The sequence below is a fragment of the Flavobacterium sp. JAS genome, assembly GCF_020991455.1.
Taxonomy (GTDB): Bacteria; Bacteroidota; Bacteroidia; order Flavobacteriales; family Flavobacteriaceae; genus Flavobacterium.
Genome location: NZ_JAJMOX010000023.1, coordinates 1 through 19,098, shown reverse-complemented (window position 1 = coordinate 19,098; position 19,098 = coordinate 1). Strand labels below are relative to the sequence as shown.

The 19,098-nt window shown below is 30.8% G+C and carries 11 protein-coding genes; 9 read left to right on the top strand and 2 right to left on the bottom strand.

The window, feature by feature from the left end:
• The first annotated feature begins 425 nt into the window (after positions 1-425).
• From LPB88_RS23285 to LPB88_RS23275, 3 genes are all read left to right on the top strand, one after another.
• The gene (locus LPB88_RS23285) at positions 426-3,542 is read left to right on the top strand and encodes a TonB-dependent receptor (RefSeq protein ID WP_230718122.1); all 3,117 of its coding nucleotides are present in this window, start codon (positions 426-428) and stop codon (positions 3,540-3,542) included.
• A gap of 660 nt (positions 3,543-4,202) precedes the next feature.
• Positions 4,203-5,612, top strand: coding sequence for an OmpA family protein (locus LPB88_RS23280; protein WP_230718120.1), 1,410 nt, complete (start codon positions 4,203-4,205; stop codon positions 5,610-5,612).
• 192 nt (positions 5,613-5,804) lie between these two features.
• On the top strand, positions 5,805-7,406 hold the full coding sequence (locus LPB88_RS23275) for an arylsulfatase (RefSeq protein ID WP_230718118.1): 1,602 nt from the start codon (positions 5,805-5,807) through the stop codon (positions 7,404-7,406).
• Between the two features lie 699 nt (positions 7,407-8,105).
• Here LPB88_RS23275 and LPB88_RS23270 read toward each other — a convergent pair.
• On the bottom strand, positions 8,106-10,085 hold the full coding sequence (locus LPB88_RS23270) for a glycosyltransferase (RefSeq protein ID WP_230718116.1): 1,980 nt from the start codon (positions 10,083-10,085) through the stop codon (positions 8,106-8,108).
• A 382-nt stretch (positions 10,086-10,467) separates the two neighbouring features.
• On the bottom strand, positions 10,468-10,806 hold the full coding sequence (locus tag LPB88_RS23265; protein ID WP_230718114.1) for a helix-turn-helix transcriptional regulator: 339 nt from the start codon (positions 10,804-10,806) through the stop codon (positions 10,468-10,470).
• 483 nt (positions 10,807-11,289) lie between these two features.
• Between LPB88_RS23265 and LPB88_RS23930 the strand changes: the two genes are divergently transcribed.
• From LPB88_RS23930 to LPB88_RS23240, 6 genes are all read left to right on the top strand, one after another.
• The gene (locus LPB88_RS23930) at positions 11,290-11,499 is read left to right on the top strand and encodes a class I lanthipeptide (RefSeq protein ID WP_370635913.1); all 210 of its coding nucleotides are present in this window, start codon (positions 11,290-11,292) and stop codon (positions 11,497-11,499) included.
• A 79-nt stretch (positions 11,500-11,578) separates the two neighbouring features.
• Positions 11,579-12,832 (top strand): lanthionine synthetase C family protein, encoded by a 1,254-nt coding sequence (locus LPB88_RS23260; protein WP_230718111.1) that lies wholly within the window; start codon positions 11,579-11,581, stop codon positions 12,830-12,832.
• Positions 12,833-12,839: 7 nt separating this feature from the next.
• Positions 12,840-14,546 (top strand): S41 family peptidase, encoded by a 1,707-nt coding sequence (locus tag LPB88_RS23255; RefSeq protein ID WP_230718109.1) that lies wholly within the window; start codon positions 12,840-12,842, stop codon positions 14,544-14,546.
• A complete protein-coding gene (locus tag LPB88_RS23250) occupies positions 14,546-16,756 on the top strand; it encodes a lantibiotic dehydratase family protein (protein ID WP_230718107.1) in 2,211 nt (736 codons plus the stop codon). Before LPB88_RS23255 ends, LPB88_RS23250 begins: the two co-directional genes overlap by 1 nt.
• A 6-nt stretch (positions 16,757-16,762) precedes the next feature.
• On the top strand, positions 16,763-17,635 hold the full coding sequence (locus tag LPB88_RS23245; protein ID WP_230718105.1) for a thiopeptide-type bacteriocin biosynthesis protein: 873 nt from the start codon (positions 16,763-16,765) through the stop codon (positions 17,633-17,635).
• Between the two features lie 2 nt (positions 17,636-17,637).
• Positions 17,638-19,098: cysteine peptidase family C39 domain-containing protein (locus LPB88_RS23240; RefSeq protein WP_230718103.1), on the top strand; the 1,461-nt coding region annotated here is incomplete at its 3' end.

The following is a 19,098-nucleotide window of genomic DNA, read 5'->3' as shown; positions in this document are numbered from 1 at the left end:
GTGCCACGATTTTACCACAAAACTTAAAGTACTTAAAATTTTGATCAGATCGCCGAAATTAATCCAAAGCAGTTCTAAAAAAAAACATAATCAAGTGATTGCTTTTAAATTATTGAAATAATGTAGTTTTTTAACAAAAATTAAGAATTTTATTATACTTTTATAATTCGAAACTGTATTGTTTTTAGTGTAGTTCTAATACAATAGCATGAATAACGTACAAAGAATTGTTAAAAAAAAACAATCCTAAAATATTGGAAAAAGAAAACTATTTTTAAGTCGCTCTTAATTTTTGTTCTTTTAAAATAGATTTCCAAAATAAATATAATTCTCATTTTTTTATAATTATAAAGTTTTCAGAAATACTTTATACACCTTTTTTGTTTTTCTATTCAAGATTAAAATAAGTAACAAATATAAAAATTATGAAAAACGATTTATTGACAAACAGAATGTTCTTTCGACTCAAAAAAGCAACCTTTCCTTTATTTATTCTAGTTGTTATTTTGACTGATGTTAGTGTAATGGCCGCTGAGAATTCGGACAGCAAAAAAAACAGAAATTCAACTTTTAAAAACAAAGAAATTGATCTTGTAAAAGGAAAAGTTACCGACGAAACTGGCGCTTCCTTACCTGGTGTTAGTGTTTTGGTAGTCGGTACCAAAAAAGGAGCCGTAACCGATATTGACGGAAATTATGTTATTGAAGCCAAAATTGGTGATGTTCTGCAATTTTCGTATGTAGGTTTAGAAACAAAAACCGTAACTGTCACCGGAGCTGTTGTAAATATTACATTATCGGGAGGAAGTGGTGAAACCCTGCAAGATGTAGTTGTTATTGGCTCGCGTAATCCTACCAGAACAGTAACAGAATCAGCCGTTCCTATAGATGTAATTGCAATGAAAGATATTGCTACGCAAGGCGCACAAACCAATTTAAATCAGATTTTGAATATGGTGGCGCCTTCGTTTACTTCCAATACTCAAACTGTAGCTGATGGAACTGACCATCTTGACCCTGCGCAATTAAGAGGTTTAGGTCCTGATCAGGTATTGGTTTTATTAAATGGAAAAAGAAGACATACTTCATCATTGGTAAACATTAACGGGACCCCGGGAAGAGGATCTGTAGGGACAGATCTGAATGCTATTCCGTCTTTTGCCCTTGAAAAAATTGAAGTTTTAAGAGATGGAGCTTCTGCTCAATATGGATCAGATGCGATTGCGGGCGTGATCAATCTTAATATAAAAAAAGACACTAAAAAACTCGATATCAATCTCTTTTCAGGAAGTAATTTTTCCAGAAATGCGAACGATCACAGAGGCGGTAATGACGGTAACCATTATCAATTGGATCTAAACTATGGTACAAATTTAGGTAAAGAAAAAAGCTTTATTAACTTAACAGGAAGCTTACAATTACGCGATGCAACAAGCAGGGCTGATGATGCAACAGGTACAATTTACAATGCTTATAACGCTATTGAACAAAGAGCTTCCGAAGACGGAATTAATATCAATTCTCTTTTTGGGAATATTTCTAACACACCCAATTCTACTCAAATCATCAATACAATAAAAGGATATGCGCCGCAAGTAAGCTACTTTACAGGGGCACAACAAACTGCCATCAGCAATGCGACCACTATTTCGCAATTGCAAACCGCTTTAAACTTTGATGCCACCGATGGAGAACTGGCCTATAGAAATCTTGAAAGAAAGAATTTTAATATGAGAATCGGTCAGTCTTCGTTTGAAAGTATTCAGTTCTTTTTGAATGCTGCTTATCCTATAAATGACAAATTGGAAGTTTATGTATTTGGAGGAACCAGTTACAGAGAAGGTGAATCTGCCGGCTTTTACAGAAGACCTAATCAATCCAGATCGTACACAGGCTTGTATTTAGATGGTTTTTTACCTGAGATTCATTCCACAATAAATGATCTTTCTGCTGCGGCAGGGCTAAGAGGAACCATTTTCAAAGATTGGAATTTTGATTTGAGTAATACCTATGGTCGAAATGCCTTTGATTATAATATAGAAAACACCGTAAATGCAACCTTAAGAGAGGGCTCTCCCGATGAATTTGATGCTGGAGGTTTGCGTTTTACCCAAAACACTACCAATTTTGATATGAGTAAAAAATTTGGCACACTAAACGTTGCTTTTGGTGCTGAATACCGTTATGAAACATACGGAATTAATGCCGGAGTTCCTGATTCTTACAGTCAATATGATATAAATGGAAATGTCGTTACTGGAACAACTCCAGCCAATATTCGGGTTACTGACTTCTTTGGCGCTGCAAGGCCTGGAGGAGCTCAGGTTTTTCCGGGATACAGAGCAGAAAATGCAAAAGAAGAAAACAGAAACAGTTATGCTTTTTACACAGATTTAGAATGGGATATTACAGATAAGTGGTTATTGAATGGCGCTGTTCGTTTTGAAAATTATTCTGATTTTGGAAATACAACCAATTATAAAATAGCAACTCGTTATAAATTAACAGACAATATCAATTTACGTGGTGCTTTTTCAACTGGATTTAGAGCGCCGTCTTTACACCAAATTTATTACGAATCAACAGCTACGCAATTTACAGGAGGTGTTCCTTTTGAAGTAGGAACTTTCAGTAATGATTCTAAAATTGCCGAACTTCTAGGGATTCCTAAACTGAAACAGGAAGAATCTACAAGTTACAGCGCCGGATTTACGGCTAAAATTCCTTCTGCGAGTATTACCATAACTGCCGATGCTTATTTCATAAAAATAGACGACAGAGTTGTACTTACAGATCAATTTACTCCAACACCAGTTACGCAGCCTTTATATGATCAGGCGGGTGCGAATGCGGCAACTTTCTTTGCCAATGCCATCGATACCGAATCAAAAGGAATCGATGTTGTGATTACCAACAAGCTTAACTTAAATGAAAATATGACTCTGAAAAATGACTTATCAGGAACTTTTTCCAAGACCCGTCACGTAGGCCAAATTCATGCCTCACCAATCCTTGAAGCTGCAGGTCAGGTAAATACTTATTTTTCTGAATCATCGAGAATTTATTTGGAAGAAGCGATACCAAGAGTAAAAGTAAACCTGACTAACAATCTTACTTATAAAAAATTAGATTTCTTTTTGAGAAATGTTTATTTTGGAGAAGTTACAGATCCAAACGTCGCCGATGTAAATGGTGATGGTTTTGTAGGGGCGACTATTGTAAATGGCAAAGCCGTAGAAAATGAGCATCCTGTTTGGGGAGGTAAAATTATTACTGATTTTTCTGTTGGTTTTAAAATTTCCGCTATTACCAAAGTCGTAATTGGTGCCAATAATATTCTTGACATTTATCCGGACAAAAATTTAGGGCCACAAACCGCAAGAAGAGCCAATGGTGTTGATGCAGGTGGAAATGTGACCTATGCCCCGGCTGCAACTGCTATCGACTTATCCAATCAAAATCAATTTGTATATTCCAGAAATGTATCTCAATTTGGTCAAAACGGACGCTTTGTTTTTGCGAGATTAAGTTTTAGTTTCTAATTTTTTGCAACTCATTTACTAAAAGAGACCGTCAGCATTGAATTGCTGACGGTTTTTTTTATAGAGTTTCGTCAAAAAAATCAAACTTATATCTTTGTAATCAGAACTGTTATTGAACAAAATAGGTTTGCAAGTAAGTAGAAATTTGCAATCTTAGGTTAATGATGAGGTAGATTTGTAACACAGATAACGCTTTGAAAGATCCTGATTTAGTTAGTCAAGCCATTTTGAATTTGATAAAATAGTTAGTGGAGCAACGATATTTGATAACATCAAGGTAAAGGTGTCTTGTATTGGCGTTATTTATAATACATTCAAACCTAAACTTCTTTGGCCTTGGTTTTGCTGAATTTCTGGCTTTAAAAAATACAAAGTGGCATGATTTTGCCACAAAACTTAGACTGCTAATATCTTTAAAACCTCCTTAACTTTTTGTGGTCAAAAAGGTATCGACTCCACATTAAATCTGGTATTTTAAAACCTTCTTATTAACTTCCCTCCAAGAGCAGGTTAATCCAAATTAGCTTTTTAATAGTTTATTTTTTAAATAATACAATAATTAAAATGTAGGAATGATATAATTTATTGATAAAGTTCTATAACATTAAACAATTTCATCTGTGACATCTTTGTATTAATTATTATAAAATTTAAATCAAGATGAAAAAAATCTTACTGCTTTGTATCTGCTTGGCATTTACAATAGCCTTAAAAGCACAGACTGAAGATAAAAAATGGAATATTGGTCTTCACAGTGGTATCACACAATATCAAGGGGATCTGGGTAATAATTTCTACAAAACTAATAAAGCATTTTATGGTTTTGGAGCGATATCTGTATCGCGCTATTTAAATCGTTATTTTGATTTAAATTTACTTGCTTCAAAAGGAACAGTTGGTTACAATACTCCCTCGACAGGAATAATAGGTAACCTTGGTCCCTCGAGAAGTTTCAAGAGTGATTTTACTTCGGTAGCATTAAATTTAAGATTTAATATAACCGCTCCAGAATCCTTAGTAAGACCTTATCTATTTGTAGGTGTTGGCGCTATGTTGTTTGACAATGATTTGAACTTTGACCAAGATAGGATTGACTATGCTTTGCCTACTGCAGGGGGTGGATTAAATTTCAGATTGAGTCCTGGAATTATGCTTAACCTACAAGAAACCTTTAGCTATTCCAATAGAGACAGAAGAGATGGTGTCATTGAAGGTAAAAAAGATGCTTACTTATCACACATGGCTGGTTTGACTTTCAATATTGGAGAAAAAAAGGATGCTGATAATGATGGCATTTCGGATCGTAATGATACTTGTCCTGGAACTCCAGCCGGTGTATCAGTAGATGCCAATGGGTGTCCTTTAGACAAAGATAAAGACAAAGATGGCGTAGCTGATTCTTTAGATGCGTGCCCGGATATTGCAGGAACGGTTGCTTTAAAAGGTTGTCCGGATTCTGATTATGATGGTGTGGCTGATAGTAAGGATAAATGTCCAGATACTAAAAAAGAAACCAAAGTTGACCAAACGGGTTGTCCTATGGATAATGACAAAGATGGTGTTTCAAATGATTTAGACCGTTGTCCGGATCTTGCGGGTCCATTAAGTTTAAATGGCTGTCCAGATTCTGATGGCGATGGTATAGCTGATATAAATGATCCTTGTCCTACTGTTAAAGGAACTATCGAAAATAAAGGATGTCCAGAAATTACAAAACAAGACATACAAAGAATTACCTATTTAGGAAGTAAAATTTTCTTCGAAAATAATAGTGAAAAATTAAAAGTTGCATCTTTAGTTCAGTTGGACGAAGTGGTAAATTTAATTAATAAATACCAATCTTCTAAATTGGTTATCGAAGGACATGCAGACAGCAATGGTAATGATGCATTCAACTTAGAATTATCTCAAAAACGTACGGAATCCGTTAAAAAATATTTAATAAAAAAAGGTATTGATGCCTCTAGATTGACAGCAATTGGTTATGGCGAAAGCAAACCAATTGCCAGCAACAAAACTGCTTTAGGCCGTGCGAAAAACAGAAGAGTAGAGTTGAAAATAAACTATTAAAGACAATACGCGATATGGGTTGGTTTTTATATTTATAAATAGATTGATAGTTTAAAAATGTATTTATTAAAATAGTGTCTGAAAAACACGTTCCAAATTATAATTTGGAACGTGTTTTTTTTATAAAATAACTATTAAAATAAGGAGCATATATAAATTTACAGGTATTTTAATAACTTTAAAAAAAGCCCAATGAATTTACCAAAAAAGTCAATCAGGTTAAAAGGAACAATGAAATTTGTGTTGCTCCTTTTATTTTTAGTTGGAATTTCAAAAATTGCTACAGCACAAAACAATAAATCAAAGCCCAATATTTTAATCATTTATGGAGATGATGTGGGACAGACCAATATAAGTGCTTATGGATTAGGTGTGGTAGGTTATACAACACCTAATATTGACAGACTCGGAACCGAAGGAATGAAGTTTACGGATTATTATGCTGAAAATAGCTGTACAGCAGGAAGAGCATCTCTAATTACCGGACAATGCGCCAAACGTACAGGATTGTCTAAAGTGGGTCTTCCCGGAGTAGCGGTAGGTCTTCAGGATCGTGATATTACAATTGCTCAGGCATTAAAACCATTAGGTTACACCACAGGGCAGTTTGGAAAGAATCATTTAGGTGATCGTGATGAATATTTGCCAACAAATCATGGTTTTGATGAGTTTTTTGGTAATCTGTATCATTTAAATGCAGAAGAAGAGCCTGAAAGAGCACTTTGGCCAAAAGATGATCCATTATTTATTAAAACCAGCAGTCCCCGTGGAGTACTTCATACTTATGCCGGGGGTAAAATAGAAGATACAGGTCCATTGACTAAGAAAAGAATGGAAACGATAGATGATGAGACAACAGCAGCTTGTATAGAATTTATCAAAAAACAAGCCCAAGGAAACAAACCTTTTTTTACCTGGATGAATTTTACACGTATGCATGTTTTTACCCATATACGCGAATCTATGTTAGGACAAAGCGGAATGGTTGGAAACGAGTATGCTGACGGTATGATCGAAATGGATATGAATGTTGGTAAAATACTCAAGGCTTTGGATGATCTTAAAATTACAGAAAATACAATTGTTATTTTTAGTACCGATAATGGTCCAAATCAATTTAGCTGGCCGGATGCTGCAACAACTCCTTTTAGAAATGAAAAAGATTCTAACTGGGAAGGAGCGTTTCGTGTTCCGGCATTTATTCGCTGGCCAGGAAATATAAAAGCAGGGGCGACCTCTACTGAAATGTTTGCTGCTCTTGATTGGTTTCCAACGCTTTTGGCCGCTGCAGGGGATACAAACATAACAGAACGTCTTTTAAAAGGAACAACAGTAGGAGGAAAGAGCTATAAAGTACATTTAGACGGTTACAATCAACTTGATTATCTTACGGGAAAAACTCCAAAAAGTAATCGAAATGAATTTGCTTATTTTAATGATGATGCAGAATTAGTGGCCTTTAGATATGGAAATTGGAAAGCTGTATATCGTGAGATGAGAGCTCCGGGAGGCTTTAAAGTTTGGTATGAACCTTTTACACCTCTTAGAGTTCCTAAACTATTCAATTTACGAATGGATCCTTATGAAAGAGCCGATATTGTTTCTGATCAATACGATGATTTTAGAGTAAAAAACCCGTTTTTAATGGAACAATTAACACTTCATGCGGCTGTGTTTCTTGAAACATTTGTCGAGTACCCGCCAAGTCAGGCACCGGCAAGTTTTACAATTGATCAAATTGAAAAAGGTGTAGAAAAAAAAATAGAAGAAAAGGCTAAAAAAGCGAAGAAATAGCTTCACATAAAATATAAAAAAAAGATTTAACCAGAGGTTAATATTCTTATTAGATATACATTTATTAATAATGCAGAATTCCCGTTTTCATAAGGAAAACGGGTTTTCTTTTTTCACCTGTTACCGAACTTATATAATGGATTAAAGGGATGAGCACGCTGTTAATTTTGAATTCATTTATAGAATGACAAATCAAGAATCTGTTAAATAATTAATACTTTTTGTCATGGCCCATTTTTTTTAAATCCTGCATAAAACGGTTGGTAAACAGGTTTGTAAGGACCACCAAAAATTTAAGGCCTCCAAAGTTATTTGATTTTGGAGGTCTTTTCAATCAGAGCAGTATCATTCCTAGCCCATGTTTTAAGATCAATGTTTAATAGGTCCTCGCAAATGTCTCTGACTTTGCCAATATTGTTTAAACAAATGAAAAAAAACAAAAAAGCTCCAGATTTCTCTGAAGCTTTTGTCTTAGTAGCGGGAAGCATTCAATTATCTAACCAATTTACGAAAGATTTTTATAACGTTTTATGTGCCTAAGAATGCATTGGAGGAGAAATATAATCTTTTAACTTTTCTAAGGTTATTTTTAGCTTAATATGAATTATAAAAAGCAAAGGGAAGTATCTTGTAAAATGCCTAATGTTTGATTTAATAGACAGGTATGGACAAAAATATATATTACCATTTTTAATTAGTTTATAATTTAAACCAAGATTTCCAATATTTCATCTCAGTTGAATTTAATGCTAATAGACTTAAACCAATACCAGACACCCCACAAATTAGACTTTTAGAATACTTTTGATTTTCAGTATTATATGGTAAATAAATATCAAACTCTGGTATTTCTTTTATCAAAACATCAGTCGCCCAATATTCCGCAGCTTCCTTAAACTCAACGCGATTGGTGTATAAATATGATAATTGATAAATTAGTGAGGCACCCGCTGAACCATTTATTAAACTTGCATCGTATAGGTGTTCACAAATTGAATCTTTTCTATTGCAGGTGCTTAATATTTTGTTAGTTGCTTCTATTTCTAAAACTTTTAATGATAGTAGCTTTGCAACTCTCAATAAAGTATAAGCAATAAATAAATCTCCTTCTGGTTCTATTGATAATTGTTTGTTTGGATTTAAATTCTGTATATAATTTGAGTATTCAAGAATTAGTTTTTTTAAATCGCTATTATTTTTGTCGTACTCAAAAGCGTACATTAATAAAGATAAATTACCTAAGATTATATTTTGTTTTATCTCTTTTGTTTTATCTAAACAGTTTGCAAATTTGAGGAGTAATTCTTGGTCTAAAATATTAATACCTTTTGCAATAAAATAATATATAATTCCGGCAGATTCATAAAAGAAATCAAATTTATTGTCCATAATATTTTTTGATATTAATTCTTTCATTGAAGTTTCAATATTTTTGAATAATTTATCAAAATCAATTTCTATAAAGTCATTTTTTATCAGATATTGAATAGCGATTCCTATACCGGCAACACCGTCTATTAAATTGAGATTTGACATATCATTTTGAAGGCGAATGGTCAAACTTGAGAGTTTATTATGAGCAAAGTCAGCATAAAAAGGACTATTGATGTAGCTTGCATATTCATATAGAAAAACGATCTCTCCCATTTCTCCAGTTAGCAGACCTATACTTTTATTCTCTACAACAATAGAATTCGCAATTTTTCGCAACTGTTGATCTACTTTGATTTTAAAAGAATTTAAATTGCTTGCATTTTTATTTATGTTATAAAAATAAGAATAATCCCTGGTAAAAATTTGTTTATAGTAATCAGCATCTAATTGAATTCTATCTTTTTCTTTTTCGAATAATGATTGTACCAAATGATAATCTCCTGGGTAATTTTCTTTAATTTTTAATTCTATATTTTTAGATTTTTCTGGAAAAAGAGTCTTGGCTATAAAGAGTTTATTGTAAATTATATCAGGAAGCGTTATAAGATAAGGAGCTGTGTTTCTGAAAATATGTCCGATTTCAATATTTTTCAGTAAGATGCATTTGCCACCTTCCAACCAAATTTTCATACTTAAAAAAGTCTCATCGCTACCGTAATATCTTAAGCCATTTAGTCCTTTTATATAATTCCAATATCTCACCGATAAAGCATAAGATGCGCCCAAAATACAAGGTATTTCAGGAGTTTGATTATTAATGTCTGTATCGGTAGATACCCATTTTGGGTCCAAAATTTCAGAAGGATAGCATTGGTCAAAACTTATAAATGCACCAAAGGATTTGTTTAGTTTGTGTTTCTTAATTGTTTTTCCATTTTCCTTAAGGGGTAAACAGCTCCCACAATACACCGCTCGATCATCAATTTCAAGACTATTTATAAACTCTGCCCACCAATTATTATCATAAAACCGCATATGTCCATCAATCAATAAAAAAAAAGGAGTGTTGATCAAGGAAACGCCAATATCTCTAGATTGAGCAACTCCTTTGCGCTCCGAGTTTAAATGGTAAGCAGCATTATACTTTCTTGCAGTTGAACGGTAATCAAATTTGTCCGTAGAATTATCATTTATTAATACTATATCAACATTATTTTTTGCAGTTTTACGAATACTTTTTAATGTGTTTTCTATTTCTATGCCTTCATTTAAAAAAGGAATAATAATTGTTAGTTTTTTTAACATGTTTGTTTTATTACAGATAAATATTAACATCCAACTCAATAGTATAGCCTTTGACTATCAGATAATTTTGAATTACTTTGATAATAGACAGTACAAATGATTCTGTTGAATCTTTCAATTCAAAAATAAAAGCATTTTGGAGTTAATTTAGAAGAGTCAGAAATATAGATTTCTTCTTATTCAGATTAACTAACTGGTTTGCTTAAATCCCCAACTTTTAAACATGTTGAACTACAATCTTAAAACAAGCCTGAATTTAACTTGGTGATTGTTCAATTTGTTTTGATGTTCATAGCAATGTGGTAAAAGTATAGTTAGAAATATTTTAATTTGCAGGTAATTGAAAGCAATAAAAGAATTGTCGGTTTTAAGCGTTGAATATTTACAATGCATCTTTTCTAAGTTGTTCACGAAGTTCTTTATTTTCTTTTTTTAAAAACTCCATATGTTCTATTACAAAATCCGGAATATTGAAATGATATAATTTCCAAGACACAATATCTTTACTATTGGAATCATTCTTTGTGAGGATATCTACTTCATAAATATCCTCTTTTTTCACATTCAATTCTTTGGCTATTTTTATCCACTCCGCATCTGATATTTTTTTTAAGCCTTTTTCTCTGCGACAATAATTTGACTGTGTCATACCAATTAAATCTGCAAGTTGTTCTTGAGAAAACCCTTTGTTTAATCTTGCATTCAATAGTTTACTCTTCATTGGTTACATTTTAAATAAATCAGATAAAAATCATTTTTTACTTTCACGTATTTAGTGTTTACGAGACAAAAAAGATGAATAATATTACAATAATATGAATTAAATATATGTAATACAAGAAGAAGTAAAAAAAAAGTGTTCGAGCACACAATTCATACTCAATAAATATATTTTAGAAAGCGGCCTCATTTAGGTTTTATAATCCCTGTCTTCTATAACATTTGTCACGGTATTTTCCTGGGTAAGTAGTGGCGTATAATGCTTGCTATAATAATCGGCATTTTTATAATTAGATTCGCATTAAATTCGCATTAAAACGCATAAGGATGTTGATGATTATTAAATAATTTTGTTAATTATTGTTCACTTTAATAAAGATTACTCTTATAAGATGTTGTTTGTTTTACCAAATGCATGTGGAAATTAGAAATTAACATTTTGTAAGAAATCTAAAAAAACTATTTATTAATCATCTAAAAAATAATGATGAAAAAATTAACTTTAAAAAAGAAAATTATCACTGTATTATCAGACAATGAAATGCAGTCTGTTAATGGAGGAGGAACAACATCTTATTCTGACTGTAGTGGTTTTGCATGTTGTAATTACCAAGGTTGTAAACCTGCTTCTCTAGGTACTGGTGCTACTTGTTTAGTATCATGTCCAACCCCGACTCTTCCACCTCCGGTTTAGTCATAGAGTTAGAGAAAAAAGTATTTTTAAATGAATCATCTAAAAGGTCGATTAATCTCGACCTTTTTTAAAATATTTTATGAAATTAAAACAAATTATTAAAAATGAAATAATTGAGATTTTAGATTTTGTTCAAGATTGGGATAATATATCTAAATCAAGAAATTCCAATCATTTAGGTTTATTATCAGGACTTACAGGTATTCTTTTAGTTCTTTTGGATTGTTACATTATTGATCCAAGACTTATCGGGAAACACAAAATAAGGGAGTATTTAAATCGAACTTTTGACATAATTGAAAATAGTGAAACATTAATGACTAGTTATTGCGACGGATTAGCAGGATATGGTTGTTTTTTGATCAAATTAAAAAAAAGTGAATTTTTTACATCTGATAAAAAAGAAGATTTTGAAGTATTGATTCAAATAGATGAACTTTTAAGTGAAACGGATGAAATCTTAGAAAATCAAATAGATGTATTTATGTCTTATGATGAACGTGATATTCTACATGGTCTAATAGGTTTAGGAATTTATTTTCTTGAAAGAGATAATTATAATTTAGTTGATAAAATAGTTGATTATTTAAAAGAAAATAGTTTCACAATAGAGGATCAAATTTTTTGGAAAAAATATGAAAAATACAAAATTTTCACAACTGTTATCGACATGGGGACTGCCCATGGAAATGCATCAGTTTTGTATTTTTTGTCTAAAGTATTTTCAAAAAATCCAACTAGCCAAAAAGTTGAAAAACTAATAAAAGGGAATTTGAATTTTTATCTTCAAAACACACAAAGATTAGATGAAATCATTTATTCCTATTTCCCTAGTATGATTAGAGCCGAAGATTTTGAAAACAAAACATACACCGCAATAAATACTAGATTAGCCTGGTGTTATGGTGATCTGGGGGTATTTAATACTATTTTAATTATCGCCGTATTAATAGATGACAAAGAAATAATTAAAGATGTTGTAAACAAGTTAGAAAATGTTGCAAAACGTAAACTTGAAACCCAAACGGGAGTAAGTGACGCTGGATTTTGTCATGGCGCTAGTGGAAATTCTATCATTTTTAAAAACATCTACAATCTAACGGGGAAAAATATTTTTTTGAATGCATCAAAATATTGGATTGAAGAAACTTTGAAATATAAATTCAAGGACATCAATCAAATACCTAAAATAGGATATAGTTTTCCAATTGTTGATACAGAAGAGCAAAATTTTTCATTACTGGAGGGTTTGTCCGGAGTTCTTTTTTCGTATTTAAGCTATATAACAAAAAATCAAACGCTTACTGAAGAAACCCTTTTTTTAAAATTTTAAAAAAACTATGCAAAATCACATTACCTTTTTTAGAGAAAAAAATATTTTCATTTTATTGATTTTATTTTTATGTTTTTCAACAAGTATCTGTGCTCACGATTCTATTGGTTCTATTGAAAAATATAAACAAGCAGGATTAGTTTGGGGATTGTTAAAATATCACCATCCCGAAATTAGCAGTGGAAAATACAATTGGGACAATTCATTTATTGAATTATGCCAAAAACTGGAACCCATAACAAATCAATCTGAAATGAATGATTTGTTATTGAATTTTGTAAAGACTTATAAAACTAATAACCTAAAAGAGGAAAAAAACAATTCTGAAGAGGGTTTGTTTTTAAAAAACAAGGGGTATTCTTGGATAGATGCTGGCGTTTTTGGGGAGGAACTAACCAACTTTCTTTTAAAAATCAAAAACAACAAAAACATTCATAATTATTACGCTTCAGCCGATATGATGACTAAGATGCTGTCTTTTAAAAATGAAAAAGGGCTCGATATTTTTGATTATAGGATAAAAAGTCATCGATTACTTTTATTTTATAGCTTTTGGAATGCTATGGAATATTGGAACGTAAATAAATATTTGACGGATGAAAAATGGCTTTCAATACTAGATTATATGACTGCTGATTTTATAGCTTGTAAAACGCAATTTGATTTTGAAATAGTAAAATGTAAAATGATTTCAAAATTAAACGACTCACATGCACAATATGGTTCTCGTGTTGTTTTTGATTCCATATTTAAATACAAACCTTTTTTTAAAGCTAAAAATATAAACGATTCACTGGTTATTACTTCGATAAGTAACAAAGAAAATGCAATAAAAGATGGACTGGTTTTAGGAGATGTTATAACCAAAATAGAAGGCAAAAATATTTCAACTTGTATAAATGAGAGATTGTCAAATTTGATTTCATCTTCCAATCCAAGTTTTTTAAAACAATATAGTTATACAATGCTTTATAATACCATAGATTCTCTTAATGTTGAAGTTCTTAAAAAGGACGGAACAAAAGTTAATAAATTCATACATCTTTATAAAGAACAAACTGCTAATGAACCAAGTTCTCTAGAAAATATCAAAAAAGAAAAGTGGTTTTTTATAAAACCCTCAATTGCTTATATAAACCTAAACGAAATTACTTCAAAAGAGTTTAAAGATATTTTTAATCAAATTTCAAATACTGGAGCCTTGATTTTAGATTTAAGAAATTATCCAGAAAATATTACTAATAATACCATGGCTGAATATCTATATCCTAAAAGAAAAGAATTTTTAAAAGTTCTTTTCCCAATAGAAAAAAGCCCTTCTTATGGGGAATACGATGGAGAATCTCCGATGAAATTAGTAATGGATCCTTTCAAAACAGGAAGTAATAATGCTGATTATTATAAAGGTAAGGTTATACTTCTTGTAAATAGGAAAACTCAAAGTAAAGCAGAGTTTATAGGAATGACTATTCAGCAATCCCCAACTTGTCAGACCATTGGCGAACAAACTGCAGGTTCTGTTATGAATATAGTTGAATATACTATGCCAGACAAGACAAAATTTAATTTTACGGGATTAGGTGGTTTTTATCCAAACGGGGAAGGTGTACAAAGAAAAGGCTTGCACATAGATTATTTTGTAAAAGAAAGTACTAAAAACTATGACCCTGAATTGTATTTAAAAGAGGCTATTAAAATTATTGAAAATAAATAATGTATAAATCATTCGAGAAATATGTTTTGAGAACGCCTTTATTACCTATAGACTATTATTATGGGTTAACGAAGAACGAGTTCATAACAGAAGAAGAGTTAATAAGGGAATTCTCCAAACCAATTATTTCGGAAGCTATTTATTTGGCTTCTCCAATATTATTTAAAGAATTGCAAAAAATAGCAAAAAATGAAATAAAGGATGAGAAAGAAAAAAATAAAATTAAAATTTCATTTTTAAAATATTTATCAAGACTCTCCACTCGTGCGACTCCTTTCGGTTTATTTGCCGGTAGCTGTGTAGGGATTACAAATGAAAAAGAAAGTTCAATTATAATTGATGAAAAGTCAAATAAAAGGCATACCCGTTTAGATATGAACCTGACAGGTTTGTTATTCAAACAAATAGAGGATGATCCTCAAATTAAAGAGCAATTATTATTTTTCCCAAATACAAGCATATATAGTACTTATAATCAATTGCGATATTTAGAAACCAAGTTTGTTAAAAATGGCGGCATAACTCACCAAATAGTGGAAGTGGAGAATTCTGAATTTTTAAATAAAATTGTATTGTCTGCTAAAAAAGGGCTGAAAATTAATGAGCTTGCAGGTGAAATAATTTCTTGTGATATAAATTTTAATGAGGCAGTAGAATTTATACATGATATGATTGACAGTCAAATTTTAGTTAGTGAAATTCAACAAACTGTTTCTGGAATTGAAAATTTAGATCAACTTTTGAATATTTTAGGAAAAATTAAAAATACGTATAAAATAAAGGAAGAAATTCAAATTATAAAAGAAAAACTAATTTTTATTGATTCTGCAAATGGCAATGATATTGATCATTATTCTGAAATAATAGAGATTTTAAAGTCTCTAAAGATTCCATTCAATGAAAAATATATCTTTCAGACAGATTTAATTCTAAAGACAAAAACGAATTGTTTAAACTCGAGCATAAATGAAAAAGTACAGGAAGCCCTTAAATTGTTAAATAAAATATCATTTTACAACGGAAATCAAGAGCTGACAGAATTTAAGAAGAAATTTGTTGAACGATACGAAACTAAGGCGGTTCCTTTAGCTTTAGTTTTGGATGAAGAAATTGGAATTGGTTTTCCAGTTAATAGTAAAAAAGGAAGTGTTAATCCTTTAATTGATGATATTTTTTTTGAATCTCAGAACGAATCAAATACAAAAAATATAACTTGGACAACATTTCATAGTTTATTATTAAAGAAAACAATAAATGCTTTTCAGAATAAAACCAATGAAATACATCTTTACGAGGAAGAATTTGCAACTTTAGAAAATATTTGGGACGATTTGCCAGACACATTCTCAACAATCACTCAACTTTTTTCAAAAAATGGGGAACTACAAATTTCAGTTAATGCTTTTATAGGTTCAAGTGCTGGAAATTTGCTTGGACGATTTTGTCATGGGGATTCACATGTGAATGAATTTGTTGATGAAATTGTCTGTTTTGAAGAAAATTTTAATTCTGAAAAAATTATTGCCGAAGTTGTACACCTTCCTGAAGATAGACTAGGAAATATATTAATGCGCCCGCCATTTAGAAAATATGAAATTCCATATCTATCAAAATCTTCTAAATCAAATGATAATCAAATAGAAATTAGTGATATAATGGTTTTTGTAAGAGATGATAAAATTGTATTATCATCAAAAAAATATGGAAAGGAAATTTTACCTCGTTTGACCACTGCGCATAAGTACTCCAATAGTTCACTGCCAATTTACCGATTTTTATGCGAGATGCAGTTTTATGGAAAAAGAAAATTTCTTTCATTTGATTGGGGTATCCTTCAGGAAGAACTTGATTTTTTTCCAAGAGTTTTATATAAAGACATAATTTTATCTACTACAAAATGGAAAATTAATACCGCAGATTTAAATGAAATTATGGAAACTACAAATAAAAGTATTCAGATTGATAAAATGAAAGAATTTTGCAGTGCTAAAAACCTAACTCAATACGTGTATTTGGTAAATGGAGATAATAAATTATTAATTAACCTATTTAATACCTCAACTTTAGAGATGTTTTTTTCTGAAATAAAAAAAAATAAAGTGATTTTTCTTGAGGAATTTCTATTTGATGAAGGAAGTCCTAGTAAAAATTGTGAAGATTTGGGATTTGTAAATGAAGTTGTTTTTTCGGTTTTTAATTCAAAAAATTAAATAATTATGACAAAAAACATTACAAGGAGCTTTGTTGTGGGTGATGAATGGATTTATTACAAAATATATACTGGAATTATCACTGCTGATTCCATTTTAATAAATCATTTAAAACCTATATTGGAAAATTTAGTTAAAGATAATAATGTAGATCAATGGTTTTTTATAAGGTATTATGATCCAGATTTTCACTTGCGATTAAGATTGCATTTTAGTGGCAAAAATAACTTCGAGAATATAATAAACAGAATAAATTTAGAATTAAAAAAATTAAAAGAAATAGATTTAATTTGGAAAATACAAATTGATAGTTATGATAGAGAACTTGAACGATATGGAGCTTTTATTATTGAACAATCAGAATTAATATTTTATCATGATAGTATTATGATTTTAAATGCTCTTTCTATATTAGAAGATGGAGTAAATCTTAATTTGCAGTGGTTGTGGGGGTTATTTGCAATTAATGCATTTATGGATGACTTTAATTTATCACTAAATGAAAAGAAAAATTTAGTTGAAAATTTGCAAATTGTTTTTGGGAAAGAATTTGGTATTAATAAAAATATGAGAAAACAATTAAGTTTAAAATATCACAAATTTAAAACTGAAATTGACGCAATTCTTTCTAAGAAAACAAACAATAATGATTTATTTACTTTAATTGAGGAAAAATCAGCATCAATTAAACCGGCTATAGAAAAAATTAAAGAGCAATTAACCTCATCGATAGAGATTAATCATTTAATTTCAAGTCATATACATATGACGATGAATCGATTATTTCAATCAAAAAATAGACTAAATGAATTTGTGAGCTATCAAATGCTATTGTTTTATTATGAATCAAAAATAGCTAGAATTAAATATAGTAAATAATTTTGAAAATTAAGAGCATTAGCATAAAAAAGAGATTCCACTTATTCCCTAATTATATTCAAGCTGATTCAAAAGATTGTGGTCCTACCTGTCTGAAAATTATAGCCAAACATTATGGTAAAACTCTTAAGATTCAAGATTTAAGAGATTATAGCGAAACAACGCGCGAGGGCAGTAATATGTTGCTTTTAAGTGCTGCTGCAGAAAAAATAGGATTTAGAACTTTAGGTGTAAAACTAAGTCTAAATAAGATCGAAGAACTCTCACTCCCTTGTATATTGCATTGGCACAAGAGTCATTATGTTGTGTTATATAAAATTAAAAAAGACACTTATTACATTTCTGATCCAGCCTTTGGATTAATTCAGTACAACAGACAGGATTTTATTAAATTCTGGATAGGAAATAATGCTAATGAAAGTACTCAGGAAGGCATTGCTTTAATGGTGGAAGCTTCTCCAAAATTTTTTCAATCAGAATTTGACAAGGAAGAAAAAAAAGGATTAGGATTTAGTTTGTTGTCAAAGTATGTTTTGCAATATAAATCATTTTTGATTCAACTAAGTATCGGATTATTAGCCAGTAGTTTGTTGCAGCTTATTTTTCCTTTTTTAACACAAAGCATTGTAGATATTGGGATTCAAAATCAGAATATTCATTTTGTTTATCTAATTCTCTTTGCCCAATTATTTCTTTTTGCAGGAAGAATAGGATTGGAACTTATCCGAAGTTGGATAGTATTACATCTGTCTACCAGGATAAAAATATCCTTGATATCTGATTTCTTTATTAAATTAATGAACTTACCGATCTCTTTCTTTGATGTTCGAATGACGGGTGATATTATGCAGCGTATTAATGATCATCATCGCATTGAGCGTATTTTAACGACTTCTTCTTTAAATGTATTGTTTTCTATTGTCAATATGGTCATAATGGGTGGGGTTCTGGTCTATTATAACCTTCAAATATTTTGTGTATTTTTTGTGGGAAGTATATTATATTTCGGTTGGATTATTTTATTTTTAAAACGAAGAGAAGTTCTGGATTACAAACGATTTGCCGAAGTTTCTCAGGAACAAAGCAAAGTTATGGAGCTTATTAACGGAATGCAGGAAATCAAACTCCATAATGCTGAAAAACAAAAACGCTGGGGTTGGGAATACGTTCAGGCAAGACTTTTTAGGGTTTCGATAAAAGGATTAGTTTTAGAACAAACCCAAACCATTGGTTCATCTGTAATTAATGAGTTAAAGAATATTTTTATCATATTTCTTTCGGCTAAATTGGTTATTGATGGCTCCATAACATTGGGGATGATGCTGGCAATCAGCTCAATTGTTGGAAGTTTAAATGGACCTATTGCACAGCTCATTGGCTTTGTTCAGGAGGTACAAGATGCTAAGATTTCCTTGGCAAGATTATCTGAAATTCACGAAAAAGAAGATGAAACCCAGCAGGAA